Below are 16,368 nucleotides of genomic sequence, written 5' to 3'. Positions count from 1 at the left end.
GATGATGAAAGTTTGGCCTGTCAAACATAGCCCGCTATTGCGTCAGCCAGAGCGCTTTATCGCCCGGGACGAGCTGAAATCGCTGATTCAAAAAGTGACGCACAACCTGGTCAATATCCACGACAAAACGGGTGAATTTTTGCTGCGGCTGGACGACGGGCGCGTGATCGACACCAAAGGCTGGGCCGGATGGGAGTGGACGCACGGCGTCGGCCTGTATGGCATCTGGCAGTACTACTGCCAGACAGGCGACGAAGGGATGCGCAACATTATCGACAGCTGGTTTGCCGACCGCTTTGCGGAAGGTGCCACCACCAAAAACGTCAATACGATGTCGCCGTTCCTGACGCTGGCCTATCGCTACGAAGAGAGCAAAAACCCGGCCTGGCTGCCGTGGCTGGAAAGCTGGGCGGAGTGGGCGATGACTGAAATGCCACGCACCGAACATGGGGGCATGCAGCACATCACGCTGGCGGAAGAGAATCATCAACAGATGTGGGACGACACGCTGATGATGACGGTGCTGCCGCTGGCGAAAATCGGCAGGCTGCTGAATAAGCCGGAGTACGTAGAGGAGGCGATCTATCAGTTCCTGCTCCACGTGCAGAACCTGATGGACCGGGAGACGGGGCTGTGGTTCCACGGCTGGAGCTACGACGGTAATCATAACTTTGCCGGTGCCCGCTGGGCGCGCGGCAACAGCTGGCTCACCATCGTGATCCCCGACTTCCTTGAGCTGGTGGATCTGCCGGAAAACAACGCCGTGCGCCGTTATCTGGTGCAGGTGCTGAAGGCGCAGATTGCCGCGCTGGCAAAATGTCAGGACGAAAGCGGGTTGTGGCATACGCTGCTGGACGATCCGAACTCGTACCTGGAGGCATCCGCCACGGCAGGGTTTGCCTACGGGATCCTGAAAGCGGTGCGGAAGCGCTATGTTGAGCCTGAATATGCTGACGTTGCTGAAAAAGCGATTCGCGGTATCGTGAAAAATATCTCGCCGGAAGGGGAGTTGCTGCAAACGTCGTTCGGGACGGGCATGGGCAGCGATCTTGAGTTTTATCGCCAGATCCCGCTGACGTCGATGCCGTATGGCCAGGCGATGGCGATTCTCTGTCTGACAGAGTATTTGCGGAAATACTTCTGATAATAAAAAACCCGGCGTTTGCCGGGTTTCTTTTTTACATACGTTCTACGGTTTCGATACCCAGGGTATCCAGACCCAGCTTCAGGGTCTTCGCCGTCAGCTGAGCCAGCTTCAGGCGGCTGTTACGCACCGATTCATTTTCTGCAGACAGAATAGGGCAGTGCTCGTAGAAGCCGGAGAACAGACCCGCCAGATCGTACAGGTAAGCACACATCACGTGCGGCGTGCCGTCACGCGCGACAACCGTCAGCGTCTCTTCGAACTGCAGCAGACGCGCCGCCAGCTGTGCTTCACGATCTTCCGTGATGGTCACTGTCGCATTCGCCAGCACGCTTTCATCAATGTTCGCCTTGCGGAACACGGAGAGCACGCGGGTATAGGCGTACTGCATGTACGGCGCCGTGTTGCCTTCAAACGCCAGCATGTTATCCCAGTCGAAGATGTAGTCGGTGGTGCGGTTCTTGGAAAGATCCGCGTATTTCACCGCACCGATACCGACGGCGTTGGCCAGTTTTTCCAGTTCGTCAGCAGGCATGTCCGGGTTCTTCTCTGCCACCAGGCGACGGGCGCGCTCCAGCGCTTCGTCCAGCAGATCGGAAAGCTTCACGGTACCGCCCGCGCGGGTTTTGAACGGCTTGCCGTCTTTACCCAGCATCATGCCGAACATGTGGTGTTCCAGCGGCACGCAGTCCGGCACGTAACCGGCTTTACGCACGATAGTCCACGCCTGCATCAGGTGCTGGTGCTGACGGGAGTCGATGTAGTACAGCACGCGGTCGGCGTGCAGGGTTTCGTAACGGTATTTCGCACACGCGATGTCCGTGGTGGTGTAGAGGTAGCCGCCATCCTTTTTCTGGATAATCACGCCCATCGGTTCGCCTTCCTTGTTTTTGTACTCATCAAGGAACACTACCGTTGCGCCTTCGCTCTCCACCGCCAGGTTTTTGGCCTTCAGGTCCGCCACAATGCCTGGCAGCATCGGGTTGTACAGGCTTTCACCCATCACGTCGTCGCGAGTCAGGGTCACGTTCAGACGGTTATAGGTAAGCTGGTTCTGGGACATGGTGATGTCAACCAGCTTGCGCCACATCTCGAGGAAGTATTGATCCCCGCCCTGCAGCTTCACCACGTAGCTGCGTGCGCGCTCGGCAAAGGCTTCGTCTTCGTCATAGTGCTTTTTGGCTTCGCGGTAGAACCCTTCCAGGTCCGCCAGCGCCATTTCACCCGCGTTTTCCTGCTGCTGTTTTTCCAGGTAAGCAATCAGCATGCCGAACTGGGTGCCCCAGTCGCCCACGTGGTTCGCGCGGATCACCTTGTGACCGAGGAATTCAAGGGTGCGTACCGCGGCGTCACCGATGATGGTGGAGCGCAGGTGGCCTACGTGCATCTCCTTCGCCACGTTCGGGGCAGAGTAGTCGACCACCACGGTCTGCGCTTCCGGCTGGGAAACGCCCAGACGGTCAGACTTCAGCGCCGCGTCAACGTGGCTCGCCAGGAACGCAGGCTCAAGGAAAATATTGATAAAGCCCGGACCAGCAATTTCGGTTTTGCTGGCAATGCCGGAGAGATCCAGATGCGTCAGTACCTGCTCAGCGAGCTGTCGCGGCGGCATGCCCAGTTTTTTAGCCACTGCCATCACGCCATTAGCCTGATAGTCGCCAAACTGTACTTTTGCTGACTGACGAACCTGCGGTTCGCAATCCGCAGGTGCGCCTGCGGCAATCAGTGCCTGACTGACTTTTTCGGAGAGAAGAGCCTGAATATTCACCTGGATACCTTACGTTTTTGATGCGGGCTTACAACCGCCCGCGCCAGTTAAAGAATTTAGGGCGGGAGTATACTGCAAATGCCTTCTGGCGTCAGCATTGCGGGGCCCGAAGATTGCTCAGAATCCAGGCTAAGAAAGCGTGCATAACCATGCAGTCATAAAAAGCCGGATTCTGCGGTTGGTCAAAACGGGGCAACGGAGTAAATTAGCGGCTTTGCGACACGATAAGAGACTGACTTATGGCGAACTGGCAATCCATTGACGAACTGCATGATATTTCCGCAGATTTACCGCGCTTCACAAAGGCGTTCACAGAACTTGCCACCCGTCTTGGTCTGGATATCGTGCCGCTTGAGGCGGATCACATTTCCTTGCGCTGCCACCAGAATGCCACCGCCGAGCGCTGGCGTCGCGGGTTTGAACAGTGCGGCGAGTTGCTCTCTGAGAACATCATCAATGGACGCCCCATTTGTCTGTTCAAACTGCATGAGCCGGTGAACGTGGCGCACTGGCAGTTCACCGTGGTTGAACTGCCGTGGCCGGGCGAGAAACGCTATCCGCACGAAGGCTGGGAGCATATCGAAATCGTCCTGCCGGGTGAGCCGGAAACGTTGAACGCGCGCGCCCTGGCCCTGCTGTCAGACGACGGGTTAAGCAAGCCGGGGATTTTTGTGAAGACGAGTTCACCCAAAGGCGAGCGCGAGCGTCTGCCTAACCCGACGCTGGCCGTGACGGACGGGCAGGTGACCGTGAAATTTCATCCCTGGACCATTGAGCAGATCGTTGCCAGCGAAGCCTGAGAGTTGTGATTCGTCGCTGAGACACGAAACGAGAGGCGTGTCATGATGGCGCGTTAAGCTGATTTTAAGGAGAAGCAGATGGCGCTGCTGGAGATTTGTTGTTACAGCGTGGCGTGTGCCGTAACGGCGCAACAGATGGGAGCTGACCGTATTGAGCTATGCGCCGCCCCGAAAGAAGGGGGGTTAACGCCTTCATACGGCGTGTTGAAGTCTGCCCGCCAGGCCGTCACCATCCCGGTCCACCCGATTATTCGGCCTCGCGGCGGCGATTTTTGTTACACGGCGGGTGAGTTCAGTGCCATGCTTGAAGATATCGCGCTGGTTCGTGACCTGGGCTTCCCGGGGCTGGTGACCGGCCTGCTTGATGAGGATGGTCACGTCGATCTGCCGCGGATGCGTAAGGTGATGGACGCCGCGAAAGGAATGGCCGTCACGTTTCATCGTGCGTTTGATATGTGCAAAAATCCCCTGCAAGCATTTGATACGCTTGCCGAACTTGGCGTGGCGCGCGTCCTGACATCGGGACAGCAGTCTTCTGCGGAAAAAGGTCTGCAATTAATTACGGAACTAAAAGCACATTCCGGTGTTCCAATAATAATGGCGGGTGCGGGAGTCCGTGCCAGCAATCTGGAACGGTTTTTAAACGCCGGGGTGGAAGAGCTTCACAGCTCTGCGGGGAAATGGATACCTTCACCCATGCGTTATCGCAATACAGGGCTGTCAATGTCGACGGATGCTGAAGCGGATGAATATTCTCGCTACGGCGTAGAGGGAGAGTCGGTTGCGGAAATGAAGTCGCTGATTGAGCGTCATCACGTGTAGCAACGTACCGATTTTTACCGCGCATCATGTCGCCCAATATGATGCTTGCTTGTACCAGGCCCCTGCAATTTCAACAGGGGCCTTTTTTTATCCCCTCACCCCACGGGGGAGAGGGGAAAACTACGGCTTGGTCGCAATCAACACCGCACGCATCGGTGCAGGATAGCCTTCAACGGTTTTGCTGTGGTCGGCCGGGTCGAGGAACTGCTCCAGCGATTCGGTGATCATCCAGTCGGTGCGGCGCTGCTCTTCGATAGACGTTACGCAAACATCGGCAATGCGAACATCCACAAATCCGCATTTCTCCAGCCAGTTTTTCAGCGCCAGCGCGGACGGGATGAAGTAAACGTTGCGCATCTGTGCGTAGCGATCGCCCGGCACCAGAACCGCATGCTCATCGCCTTCAATCACCAGCGTTTCCAGCACCAGCTCACCGCCGCTGACCAGCTGATCTTTGAGCTGCCACAGGTGTTCAAGCGGGGAACGACGATGATACAGCACACCCATTGAGAAGACGGTATCGAACGCTTTCAGGGCAGGGAGCTGCTCTATGCCCAGCGGCAGCAGGTGCGCGCGCTGGTCGTTGCCGAGCAGTTTTCGCACTGCCTCAAACTGGCACAGGAAGAGCTGCATCGGGTCGATGCCGACCGCCAGATGGGCTCCCGCGCCAATCATGCGCCACATGTGGTAACCGCTGCCGCAGCCTACGTCCAGAATGGTGCGCCCGGTCAGGTCGGAAAGGTGCGGCAGTACGCGATCCCACTTCCAGTCTGAGCGCCACTCGGTATTGATGTTCACGCCGTACAGCGAGAACGGCCCTTTGCGCCACGGCATTAAATTACGCATCAGCGTTTCGATGCGGTTGATCTGTCCGGCAGGGAGCGGTTCTGCGCTTTCCGCCGTCACGCTGTGCAGTAAATCCAGACGATGCGGCGTCAGCTCCGGCAGATACTCCACGGCATTTGACCACTGCTTTAACAGGCCGTGCTGCTGATCGCGCTGCCAGGCGGCAATCTGCGCCGGCAGGGTCTCCAGCCAGTGGGAAAGGTGATTTTTAGCAATCAGCTGATAAAAGTTGCTGAATTCAATCATGCGGCATCCCCGGCTTTTAGCGCCACCAGAGAGCCAAAGTTAAAGCACTGGAACCACAGTTCGCTGTGCTCAAAACCGGCTTTGTGCAGGCGCGCTTTATGGGTTTCCACGGAGTCCGTCAGCATCACGTTTTCCAGCATGCTGCGCTTCTGGCTGATCTCCAGCTCGCTGTAGCCGTTCGCCCGTTTGAAATCGTGGTGCATGTTGAACAGCAGCTCGCCTACTTTGGCATCCTCAAAGCTGAATTTTTCAGAAAGCACCAGCGCGCCGCCGGGATTCAGCCCCTGGTAAATTTTGTCCAGCAGCAGCTGGCGGTCTTCAGGCACCAGGAACTGCAGGGTAAAATTCAGCACTACCATCGAGGCGTTATTAATCTCGATCTCGCGGATATCGCCTTCCACCACGTCCACCGGAACGGGGGCTTTGTACGCGTCAATATGGCGACGGCAGCGTTCCACCATGGCCGGGGAATTATCGACGGCAATGATTCGGCAGCCATCGTGATGAATGTTACGACGTACCGACAGCGTTGCCGCGCCGAGCGAGCAGCCCAGGTCATAGACCTGCGTACCGGGTTGAACGAAGCGCTCAGCCAGCATACCGATCATAGAGATAATATTGGAATAACCGGGAACAGAGCGCTGGATCATATCCGGGAAGACTTCGGCTACCCGTTCATCGAAGGTCCAGTCGCCCAGGCTGGCGATAGGCGCGGAAAAAAGCGTGTCGCGATCTGACATAACGTAAAAATCCGGGAAAAATAAAGTGGCGTATTGTGCGCTAATGGAGGGAGAAAACCAACTCCCACGGCATATACCACAGGTTAGCCAGCACCATCAGCAAAAGCGAACACCAGGTCGCGCTCATGCCGGAACGACGCCAGCGGAATAAACGGTGGTGAAAGCCGTAATAATGCATTAACCGGCCAGCAATAAGCATCAGACCACAAATATGCACCATCCAGGTTTCCGCGCCATTCATCTCCATAAACAGCAGCAGGATGAGAGCAACGGGAATGTATTCCACCGCATTACCGTGAATGCGAATAGCGCTTTGCAGTTCGGAGAAACCGCCGTCGCCGTAAGAGACGCGGTACTGCATCCTGAGGCGCACAACATCAAATGAAAATTTAATCAGCAGTAATGCACCTAACACCGCATACAGCGCGCTGACCATACTAACTCCCTGTTTTTTGGCAGATGGCACTTCACTATGATAGGGGGTGATATCAGAAAAGAGAAGATTGTTGTGGGATGGAAGGGACGCTGCCCACGGACGGCACCGCTGCCTGCAAGGCCTGCCACAGAGCATCGACCAGTTCGGGCGCCTGAGCAATATCCGGCGTGTGCAAAAAGAGGTACGGCGTGGTGGTGTGCTCCCAGCTCGCGAGTTTTTGCAGCCAGACGGCGAACATCGCCTGATTTTGCTGCATATTGTCGCTGCCGATGAACCTGACCATCGGGTTCTGTGCGGTCACGATGGCGTGGACCGGCACTTTCGGTTTTTTACGCTGAGCATCAACGATGGCCTCGTTATGCGGTACCGCGCTGTGCACCGGGCGACTGTCGAGTATCACCCGGTTAACGGAACGATCCAGCAGGCCCCGGTTGAGCGCTTTTTCGGCTTCGCCTTTCGCAAAGAAGTCCTGATGTCGGATTTCCACGCCGTAGGTGAATTCGCGGGGCAGGGCATCCAGGAACTGCCACAGGGCGGGCAGATCGCGCGGGCCAAACGTGGCGGGAAGCTGGAGCCAGTATTGTCCAATTCGGTTCGCCAGCGGCGACATGCGCGTGAAAAATTCTTCCGTTAAGTCCCCGCAGTTGCGCAGCGCGGCCTGGTGGGAAATGGTCGCCGGAAACTTAAAGCAGAAACGGAAATCGTCCGTTGTTTGCTCCCGCCAGCGTTCGACTATCTCGGCTTTGGGCAGCGCATACAGCGTGGTGTTACCCTCGACGCAGTTAAAGTGTCGGGCATACTCTTCAAGGCTGGTAATGCCCAGGCGCACCCATTTCGGGTGCGACCACTGGGGCAGGCCCACGTACATCATAGCGCGCTTAAAATCTCATCCGTGCTGCGCACGCGTCCGATGCGCGGGAAGATATGGGTCATGCTGCCCTGATGCTGTTCGGCGGAAGCCGCGCTGCAGGCATCTTCAGCAATCACCAGATTAAAGCCCAGCTCCCAGGCGTTACGGGCTGTCGATTCCACGCCGATGTTGGTGGATATGCCGCACAGAATAATGGTGTCGATACCGCGGCGGCGAAGCTGCAGCTCAAGGTCGGTCCCGTAGAACGCGCCCCACTGGCGTTTAGTCACTTCGATATCGCTGTCGCGTTTGCCCAGCGACACCGGGTACGTCCACCAGTTTTCCGGCAGGGTATGCGCGGGCGCCTGGGCATCAACGGGCTGTTTTAACGCCTCGGCGAAATCAGCGGACCAGCCTACGCGCACCATGACCACAGGGGCACCGATGGCGCGGCACTTCTCGGCCAGGCGAGCGGCGCGACTGACGACTTCATCCGCTGCGTGTGGGCCACCGGCGAAGGGCAGGATCCCTTCCTGTAAATCAATCACAACAAGCGCGGTTTTGCGGGCATCAAGTGTTAACATCGTCACTCCAGGTAAATTAATCACTTCCGTAACACCTTACGACGTGATGACCTGTTATCGGTCGGATAATTTTGTTAATTTTTGTGAGAATGCGCAATAAGAGTGCAGCAAACGACCGTCTGGCGGTGGTTCGCTCTTATCGTCCGGCGGAATTTCCAGTATAATAGCCGCCTTTTTTCATCCAGTTGTGACATACAGAAAGCTGCGACATAGTAGCCTGCATACCAGGCGACATTTAGCCTGCGGCTAATTAAGGGATATCTCATGCGTACAGAATATTGCGGGCAGCTGCGTCAGTCCCACGTCGGACAGCAGGTCACCCTGTGTGGTTGGGTCAACCGTCGTCGTGATCTTGGTAGCCTTATCTTCATCGATATGCGCGACCGTGAAGGTATCGTTCAGGTGTTCTTCGACCCGGATCGCGCAGATGCGCTGAAGCTGGCCTCTGAGCTGCGTAATGAGTTCTGCATTCAGGTCACCGGCACCGTGCGTGCGCGTGACGAGAAAAACGTTAACGCAGACATGGCGACGGGCGCTATCGAAGTGCTGGCGTCCGATCTGGTTATCATCAACCGTGCCGAAGCGCTGCCGCTGGACTCCAACCACGTCAACACTGAAGAAGCGCGTCTGAAATACCGCTACCTGGATCTGCGTCGTCCGGAAATGGCTCAGCGCCTGAAAACCCGTGCGAAAATCACCAGCCTGGTGCGTCGCTTTATGGACGATCACGGTTTCCTCGATATTGAAACCCCGATGCTGACCAAAGCGACGCCGGAAGGCGCGCGCGATTACCTGGTGCCATCCCGCGTTCATAAAGGCAAATTCTACGCGCTGCCGCAGTCACCGCAGCTGTTCAAACAGCTGCTGATGATGTCCGGCTTCGACCGCTATTATCAAATCGTTAAGTGCTTCCGCGACGAAGACCTGCGCGCTGACCGTCAGCCAGAATTTACCCAGATCGATGTTGAGACTTCCTTCATGACCGCCGAACAGGTGCGTGAAGTGATGGAAGCGCTGGTGCGTAGCCTGTGGAACGACGTGAAGGGCGTTGAGCTGGGCGATTTCCCGATCATGACCTTCGCCGAAGCGGAACGTCGCTACGGCTCCGACAAACCAGACCTGCGTAACCCGATGGAGCTGGTGGACGTAGCAGACCTGGTGAAATCCGTTGAGTTCGCGGTATTCGCGGGACCGGCTAACGATCCGAAAGGCCGCGTGGCTGCCCTGCGCGTACCGGGCGGCGCGGCGCTGAGCCGTAAGCAGATTGATGACTACGGCAACTTTATTAAGATCTACGGCGCGAAAGGTCTGGCCTATATTAAAGTGACCGAGCGTGCGAAAGGTCTGGAAGGGATCACCAGCCCGGTGGCGAAATTCCTGAACGCGGACATCGTGGAAGCGATCCTTGAGCGCACCGGTGCGCAGGACGGCGACATGATCTTCTTCGGCGCAGACAACAAGAAAGTCGTTGCGGATGCGATGGGCGCGCTGCGTCTGAAGCTCGGCAAAGACCTGAACCTGACCGACGAAAGCAAATGGGCGCCACTGTGGGTTATCGACTTCCCGATGTTTGAAGACGACGGTGAAGGCGGCCTGACCGCGATGCACCACCCGTTCACCTCGCCAAAAGAGATGACGGCGGCAGAGCTGAAAGCGGCGCCGGAAGAGGCAGTGGCAAACGCTTATGACATGGTTATCAACGGCTATGAAGTGGGCGGCGGCTCCGTGCGTATTCACAGCGGTGAAATGCAGCAGACCGTGTTCGGCATTCTGGGTATTAACGAGCAGGAACAGCGCGAGAAGTTTGGCTTCTTGCTGGACGCCCTGAAGTACGGCACACCGCCGCACGCGGGTCTGGCCTTCGGTCTCGACCGTCTGACCATGCTGCTGACCGGCACCGATAACATTCGTGACGTTATCGCCTTCCCGAAAACCACTGCCGCAGCGTGTCTGATGACCGAAGCGCCAAGCTTTGCCAACCCGGCAGCGCTGGCCGAGCTGGGCATTGAAGTGGTGAAGAAGGAAGAGAAAAACTGATATGGCATATAAGCTTCCCGTTTCTGTCCTGGTGGTCATTTATGCAGAAGACACGAAGCGGGTGCTGATGTTGCAGCGGCGCGACGATCCTGATTTCTGGCAGTCGGTTACCGGCAGCCTGGAAGAGGGGGAGACCGCGCCGCAGGCCGCCGCGCGTGAAGTAAAGGAAGAGGTCGCCATTGACGTTGCTCATGAGCAACTGACCCTGAAGGACTGTCAGCGCACGGTGGAGTTTGAAATTTTTAGCCATTTACGTCATCGCTATGCGCCGGGCATTGAGCGCAACACGGAGTCGTGGTTCTGTCTCGCGCTCCCCCATGAGCGGGAGATCGTGTTTACCGAACACTTGAACTACCGCTGGGTGAACGCGGCGGATGCCGCCGCACTGACCAAGTCGTGGAGCAACCGGCAGGCGATTGAAGAATTTGTAATTAACGCGGCCTGAGAAGGCGCGATTTTTGGAGAACTTTTTATGGCAGGTCATAGTAAGTGGGCCAACACCAAACACCGTAAAGCGGCACAGGATGCCAAGCGCGGTAAGATCTTTACCAAAATCATTCGCGAGCTGGTGACAGCAGCGCGTCTGGGCGGCGGCGACCCGGCTTCTAACCCACGCCTGCGCGCGGCGGTAGATAAAGCGCTGTCTAACAACATGACGCGTGACACCCTGAACCGTGCTATCGCACGCGGCGTGGGCGGTGATGAAGACGCGAACATGGAAACCATCATTTATGAAGGTTACGGCCCTGGCGGTACTGCGGTGATGGTTGAATGCCTGTCCGACAACCGTAACCGTACCGTTGCGGAAGTGCGCCACGCGTTCACCAAAACCGGTGGCAACCTGGGCACTGACGGCTCCGTAGCTTACCTGTTCAGCAAAAAAGGCGTCATCTCTTTCGAGAAAGGCGACGAAGATGCGATCATGGAAGCGGCGTTAGAAGCGGGTGCGGAAGACGTGGTGACCTACGATGATGGTGCCATTGACGTCTACACCGCGTGGGAAGAGATGGGTGCCGTGCGCGATGCGCTGGAAGCGGCGGGCCTGAAAGCGGACAACGCTGAAGTCTCCATGATCCCGTCCACCAAAGCGGATATGGATGCAGAAACCGCACCGAAACTGCTGCGTCTGATCGACATGCTCGAAGACTGCGACGACGTGCAGGAAGTGTACCACAACGGTGAAATCTCTGATGAGGTTGCAGCGACTCTCTGATGAGAGCCTGTAAACCGTTTACGGGAGACGCGTGATGTCGATTATCCTCGGGATTGACCCCGGCTCACGCGTCACCGGGTATGGCGTTATCCGTCAGGTGGGACGCCAGCTAACCTACCTCGGCAGTGGATGCATTCGCACCAAAGTGGACGATCTGCCGTCGCGCCTCAAGCTTATTTATGCGGGCGTATCGGAGATCATCACCCAGTTTCAGCCAGACTATTTCGCCATTGAGCAGGTCTTTATGGCGAAGAACGCGGATTCGGCGCTGAAGCTCGGTCAGGCGCGTGGGGTGGCCATCGTGGCTGCGGTGAACCAGGATTTGCCGGTATTCGAATACGCGGCAAGGCAGGTCAAGCAGACGGTGGTGGGCATCGGTAGCGCGGAGAAGAGCCAGGTGCAGCACATGGTGCGCACCCTGCTGAAGCTTCCCGCGAACCCGCAGGCCGACGCCGCCGATGCGCTGGCGATTGCAATTACCCACTGCCACGTCAGCCAGAACGCGATGCAAATGAGCGAGTCGCGGCTCAATCTGGCGCGAGGCAGGTTACGATAATCAGAAATCAGGCTGGATAAACATCCAGCCTTTTTTTATTATGTCGGCAGTTAATTTCTCCCAGAACGCAGGAGCGTCACGTGATAGGCAGACTCAGAGGCATCATCATTGAAAAACAACCCCCGTTAGTGCTGCTGGAAGTGGGTGGCGTGGGCTATGAAGTCCATATGCCGATGACCTGTTTCTACGAGCTGCCGGACGCGGGCAAAGAGGCGATTGTCTTTACCCAGTTTGTGGTGCGTGAAGACGCCCAGCTGCTGTACGGCTTTAACAACAAGCAGGAACGCACCCTGTTTCGCGAGCTGATTAAAACCAACGGTGTGGGGCCTAAGCTGGCGCTGGCGATTTTGTCCGGCATGTCCGCTCCGCAGTTTGTGAATGCCGTTGAGCGTGAAGATCCCGCGGCGCTGGTTAAGCTTCCGGGCATTGGTAAGAAAACCGCAGAGCGTCTGATAGTTGAGATGAAAGACCGCTTTAAAGGTCTGCACGGCGATCTGTTCACTCCGGCTGCCGATTTGGTTCTGACTGCTCCGGGTACGCCTGCCTCTGATGATGACGCCGAGCAGGAAGCGGTTGCCGCGCTGGTGGCGCTGGGCTATAAACCTCAGGAGGCCAGCCGGATGGTGAGCAAAATTGCCAAACCGGACGCCAGCAGTGAAACTCTGATTCGTGAAGCGCTGCGCGCTGCATTGTGAGGTAAAGGATGATTGAAGCAGACCGCCTGGTATCGGCAGGCACCCTTCAGGCAGAAGACGTGGTGGATCGTGCGATCCGCCCGAAGCTGCTTGATGAGTACATCGGCCAGCCGCAGGTTCGTTCCCAGATGGAGATTTTCATCCAGGCGGCAAAGCTGCGCGGCGATGCGCTCGATCACCTGCTGATTTTTGGCCCGCCGGGGTTAGGTAAAACTACCCTGGCGAATATCGTCGCCAATGAAATGGGCGTCAACCTGCGTACCACCTCCGGCCCGGTGCTGGAGAAAGCGGGCGATCTGGCGGCGATGCTGACCAACCTTGAACCGCATGACGTGCTGTTTATCGATGAGATCCACCGCCTGTCACCGGTGGTGGAGGAAGTGCTCTATCCGGCGATGGAAGATTACCAGCTGGATATCATGATCGGCGAAGGCCCGGCCGCGCGCTCCATCAAAATCGATCTGCCGCCGTTTACCCTGATTGGCGCCACGACGCGCGCCGGGTCGTTGACCTCTCCGCTGCGCGACCGCTTTGGCATCGTTCAGCGTCTGGAATTTTATCAGGTGCCCGATCTTCAGCACATTGTGGGGCGCAGCGCGCGCTACATGGGGCTGGATATGAGCGAAGAGGGGGCATATGAAGTGGCGAAGCGTTCCCGCGGTACGCCGCGTATTGCCAACCGCCTGCTGCGCCGCGTGCGTGACTTTGCTGAAGTGAAGCACGATGGTTCGATTTCCGCCGAGATCGCCGCTCAGGCGCTGGATATGCTGAACGTCGATGCTGAAGGCTTTGACTATATGGACCGTAAACTGCTGCTGGCGGTGCTGGACAAGTTCTTCGGTGGCCCGGTCGGGCTGGATAACCTGGCGGCGGCAATTGGCGAAGAGCGTGAGACTATCGAAGATGTGCTGGAGCCGTATCTGATCCAGCAGGGCTTCTTACAGCGTACCCCACGTGGTCGTATGGCGACGGTGCGGGCGTGGAATCATTTCGGTATTACGCCGCCCGCGATGCCGTAAGTAGCGATAAATTGTAGCCCCGGTAAGCGAAGCGCCACCGGGGAAATGCTCACTACTGCGCGGTCTTTTTCATCATACTGAAAACAAACAACACCGCCGCGCTCAAGACCACAGACGGTCCGGCCGGCGTGTCATAAAACGCCGAAAAGGTTAACCCGCCCGTGACGGCGATCATCCCGATAACCACCGCGATACCGGCCATTTGCTCTGGCGTACGTGCAAAACGGCGCGCCGTGGCGGCAGGGATAATCAGCAGCGACGTGATGATTAGTGCCCCGACAAACTTCATTGCCACGCCAATCGTTAACGCCGTCACCAGCATCAGCAGCAGCTTCACTCGCTGCAGCTTCACGCCGTCGACAAACGCCAGATCCGGGCTGACGGTCATTGCCAGTAAATTCCGCCACTGCCACAGCAGAATGCCCAGCACCACGACCACGCCGATCGCGATAGCAATGAGATCTTCGGGCGTTACGGCCAGCAGATCGCCAAACAGGTAGGCCATCAGGTCAACGCGGATATTTGACATCAGGCTAACAACGACCAGACCCAGCGACAGCGCGCTGTGCGCCATGATGCCAAGCAGCGTATCAATCGCGAGGTGAGGGCGCTTCTCCAGCCAGACCAAACCGGCTGCCAGCAGCAACGTGACCACAATTACCGCGTAAAAGGGATTCACATCCAGCAGCAAACCAAAGGCAACGCCCAGCAGTGACGCATGCGCCAGGGTATCACCGAAGTAAGACATTCTGCGCCACACCACAAACGAGCCGAGTGGGCCTGCGGCGCAGGCAAGCATAACCCCGGCCAGCCAGCCGGGCAGTAACAGTTCAATCATGAGTGTCCATTTCCCCGACGCAGAACGATTCGTCCCTGCAAATCATGGCGGTGATTATGATGATGGCGATAAATGCCAAGCTGTTCAGCGCCGCGAGGGCCGAACATGGAGATAAATTCCGGATGCATTGAGACCACTTCAGGCGTGCCGGAACAGCAAATGTGATGGTTGAGACACAGCACTTCGTCGGTTTTCGCCATCACCAGATGCAGGTCATGGGAGACCATCAGCACGGCGCAGTTCAGTTCGCGGCGCAGCTGGTCGATCAAATCATAAAGCGCGACCTGACCATTGACGTCCACGCCCTGGGTTGGCTCATCCAGCACCAGCAGCTGCGGGCTGCTCAGCAGCGCACGGGCCAGCAAAACGCGCTGCGTCTCACCGCCGGACAGCTTCTGCAACGGCGCATCGATAAGGTGGCCCGCCTGCACGCGCTTCAGCGCCGGGAGAATATCGGCTTTTCGCGTGCCCGGACGCAGACGCAGAAAACGATTTACCGTCAGCGGCAGGGTGGCGTCCAGATGTAATTTTTGCGGCACATAGCCGATCCGCAATTTTTCCTCGCGCGTGATTACACCTTCATCCGGTGTAACCAGACCCAGCACCACGCGCACCAGAGTGGATTTACCTGCGCCATTGGGGCCGAGCAGCGTCAGAATTTTTCCGGGCTTGAGATCCAGCGATACGTCAGAGAGGACGCGGCGCTGGCCAAAGGAGACCGAAATATTGTCGAGAGAAACCAGAGTCGTCATGTCAATTTAAGCTTGAAGAAGTCAACGAATGTTATAATATCACATTCCACGCATTCACTACGATGATTAGTCGCATTATGTTACATAAAAATACGCTTCTTTTCGCAGCATTATCCGCTGCCCTTTGGGGAACAACCGCACAAGATGTTAACGCTGCCGTTGTTGCTTCGCTTAAACCGCTTGGATTCATCGCGTCGGCCATTGCCGATGGGGTAACGGAAACCCAGGTTCTCCTCCCTGACGGGGCTTCAGAGCATGACTATTCTCTGCGTCCGTCTGATGTAAAACGCTTACAAAACGCAGACTTAGTTGTCTGGATTGGTCCGGAGATGGAAGCATTCATGCAGAAATCCGCCAAACAGATTGCTGATGAAAAACAGGTCGCGATTGCCGGGCTTTCCGGCGTGAAACCGTTGCTCATGAAAGGGGCGGATGAGGACGGTGACGAACATGACCATCACGCTGCAGAGGGTGAAAAAGGTGATGGAGATCACCATCACGGCGAGTACAACATGCATCTCTGGCTATCCCCAGAGATAGCGCGGCTTTCAGCGGTTGCAATCCATGACAAATTAGTGGAACTTATGCCGCAAAGTCGAGCCAAACTAGACGCCAACCTGAAGGATTTTGAGGCACAATTAGCCGCAACCGATAAGCAGGTAGGTAATGAGCTCGCACCGTTGAAAGGAAAAGGGTATTTCGTTTTTCATGACGCCTACGGCTACTACGAAAAACACTACGGCCTGACCCCGCTTGGGCACTTTACCGTCAACCCTGAAATTCAACCTGGTGCGCAGCGTTTACATGAAATCAGAACACAGTTGGTTGAGCAGAAAGCGACATGCGTTTTTGCTGAGCCACAGTTCAGGCCAGCGGTCGTAGAAGCCGTGGCCAGGGGAACATCCGTGCGCATGGGAACCCTTGACCCGCTAGGTACGAATATCCAGTTGAGCAAAGCGAGCTATTCGCAGTTCCTCAGCCAACTGGCGAACCAGTATGCGAGCTGCCTGAAAGGAGATTAA

Annotated in this window: 18 protein-coding genes; 10 read left to right on the top strand and 8 right to left on the bottom strand. The window is 56.8% G+C overall.

What is annotated here, in order from left to right:
* The first annotated feature begins 4 nt into the window (after positions 1-4).
* Positions 5-1,144 carry a glycoside hydrolase family 105 protein gene (locus tag IM271_RS04570; protein WP_193052235.1) on the top strand — a complete coding sequence of 380 codons (1,140 nt, stop codon included), beginning with the start codon at positions 5-7 and terminating at the stop codon, positions 1,142-1,144.
* Between the two features lie 34 nt (positions 1,145-1,178).
* On the opposite strand, the gene argS is transcribed toward IM271_RS04570, so the two are convergent.
* Entirely contained in the window at positions 1,179-2,912 is a 1,734-nt protein-coding gene (gene argS / locus IM271_RS04565) for an arginine--tRNA ligase (protein WP_028013635.1), read from the bottom strand.
* Positions 2,913-3,151: 239 nt separating this feature from the next.
* On the opposite strand from argS, the gene IM271_RS04560 reads away from it, so the two are divergent.
* Together IM271_RS04560 and cutC are read left to right on the top strand one after the other, a co-directional pair.
* On the top strand, positions 3,152-3,712 hold the full coding sequence (locus IM271_RS04560; protein WP_045260319.1) for a VOC family protein: 561 nt from the start codon (positions 3,152-3,154) through the stop codon (positions 3,710-3,712).
* A 78-nt stretch (positions 3,713-3,790) separates the two neighbouring features.
* On the top strand, positions 3,791-4,534 hold the full coding sequence (gene cutC, locus IM271_RS04555) for a copper homeostasis protein CutC (protein ID WP_193052226.1): 744 nt from the start codon (positions 3,791-3,793) through the stop codon (positions 4,532-4,534).
* 120 nt (positions 4,535-4,654) lie between these two features.
* Here cutC and cmoB read toward each other — a convergent pair whose 3' ends face one another.
* Genes cmoB through IM271_RS04530 form a run of 5 tightly spaced genes read right to left on the bottom strand, consistent with a single transcriptional unit; the run spans position 4,655 to position 8,236 of the window.
* Complete coding sequence (gene cmoB, locus IM271_RS04550) at positions 4,655-5,626, bottom strand: tRNA 5-methoxyuridine(34)/uridine 5-oxyacetic acid(34) synthase CmoB (RefSeq protein WP_028013632.1); 972 nt, start codon at positions 5,624-5,626, stop codon at positions 4,655-4,657.
* Entirely contained in the window at positions 5,623-6,366 is a 744-nt protein-coding gene (gene cmoA, locus IM271_RS04545) for a carboxy-S-adenosyl-L-methionine synthase CmoA (protein ID WP_045260318.1), read from the bottom strand. Before cmoA ends, cmoB begins: the two co-directional genes overlap by 4 nt.
* A gap of 40 nt (positions 6,367-6,406) precedes the next feature.
* On the bottom strand, positions 6,407-6,802 hold the full coding sequence (locus IM271_RS04540) for an MAPEG family protein (RefSeq protein ID WP_028013630.1): 396 nt from the start codon (positions 6,800-6,802) through the stop codon (positions 6,407-6,409).
* A 52-nt stretch (positions 6,803-6,854) separates the two neighbouring features.
* On the bottom strand, positions 6,855-7,673 hold the full coding sequence (locus IM271_RS04535) for a DUF72 domain-containing protein (protein ID WP_193052225.1): 819 nt from the start codon (positions 7,671-7,673) through the stop codon (positions 6,855-6,857).
* Entirely contained in the window at positions 7,670-8,236 is a 567-nt protein-coding gene (locus IM271_RS04530) for a hydrolase (RefSeq protein ID WP_028013628.1), read from the bottom strand. The genes IM271_RS04535 and IM271_RS04530 overlap by 4 nt, the downstream gene beginning before the upstream one ends.
* Positions 8,237-8,500: 264 nt before the next feature.
* Between IM271_RS04530 and aspS the strand changes: the two genes are divergently transcribed.
* The 6 genes from aspS to ruvB all read left to right on the top strand — a co-directional run bounded on the left by aspS (position 8,501) and on the right by ruvB (position 13,756).
* Positions 8,501-10,273: an aspartate--tRNA ligase gene (aspS, locus tag IM271_RS04525; RefSeq protein WP_028013627.1), complete on the top strand. Its 1,773-nt coding sequence runs from the start codon at positions 8,501-8,503 to the stop codon at positions 10,271-10,273.
* Position 10,274: 1 nt separating this feature from the next.
* Complete coding sequence (gene nudB, locus IM271_RS04520; protein WP_028013626.1) at positions 10,275-10,718, top strand: dihydroneopterin triphosphate diphosphatase; 444 nt, start codon at positions 10,275-10,277, stop codon at positions 10,716-10,718.
* A 27-nt stretch (positions 10,719-10,745) separates the two neighbouring features.
* Positions 10,746-11,486 (top strand): YebC/PmpR family DNA-binding transcriptional regulator, encoded by a 741-nt coding sequence (locus IM271_RS04515; RefSeq protein WP_003859747.1) that lies wholly within the window; start codon positions 10,746-10,748, stop codon positions 11,484-11,486.
* Positions 11,487-11,520: 34 nt separating this feature from the next.
* Positions 11,521-12,042, top strand: a complete 522-nt coding sequence (gene ruvC / locus IM271_RS04510; RefSeq protein ID WP_003859749.1) for a crossover junction endodeoxyribonuclease RuvC — start codon at positions 11,521-11,523, stop codon at positions 12,040-12,042.
* Between the two features lie 80 nt (positions 12,043-12,122).
* Positions 12,123-12,737: a Holliday junction branch migration protein RuvA gene (gene ruvA / locus IM271_RS04505; protein WP_047367815.1), complete on the top strand. Its 615-nt coding sequence runs from the start codon at positions 12,123-12,125 to the stop codon at positions 12,735-12,737.
* A gap of 8 nt (positions 12,738-12,745) precedes the next feature.
* Complete coding sequence (ruvB, locus tag IM271_RS04500) at positions 12,746-13,756, top strand: Holliday junction branch migration DNA helicase RuvB (RefSeq protein WP_028013623.1); 1,011 nt, start codon at positions 12,746-12,748, stop codon at positions 13,754-13,756.
* Between the two features lie 52 nt (positions 13,757-13,808).
* On the opposite strand, the gene znuB is transcribed toward ruvB, so the two are convergent.
* The gene (gene znuB / locus IM271_RS04495; protein WP_028013622.1) at positions 13,809-14,594 is read right to left on the bottom strand and encodes a zinc ABC transporter permease subunit ZnuB; all 786 of its coding nucleotides are present in this window, start codon (positions 14,592-14,594) and stop codon (positions 13,809-13,811) included.
* Positions 14,591-15,346 (bottom strand): zinc ABC transporter ATP-binding protein ZnuC, encoded by a 756-nt coding sequence (gene znuC / locus IM271_RS04490; RefSeq protein ID WP_028013621.1) that lies wholly within the window; start codon positions 15,344-15,346, stop codon positions 14,591-14,593. Before znuC ends, znuB begins: the two co-directional genes overlap by 4 nt.
* Positions 15,347-15,423: 77 nt before the next feature.
* On the opposite strand from znuC, the gene znuA reads away from it, so the two are divergent.
* Entirely contained in the window at positions 15,424-16,368 is a 945-nt protein-coding gene (gene znuA / locus IM271_RS04485) for a zinc ABC transporter substrate-binding protein ZnuA (RefSeq protein ID WP_193052224.1), read from the top strand.

This window comes from Enterobacter cloacae complex sp. I3 (assembly GCF_014896175.1).
In the GTDB taxonomy this organism is placed as follows: Bacteria; Pseudomonadota; Gammaproteobacteria; order Enterobacterales; family Enterobacteriaceae; genus Enterobacter; species Enterobacter bugandensis.
This window is presented reverse-complemented; position numbering and strand designations above follow the sequence as displayed.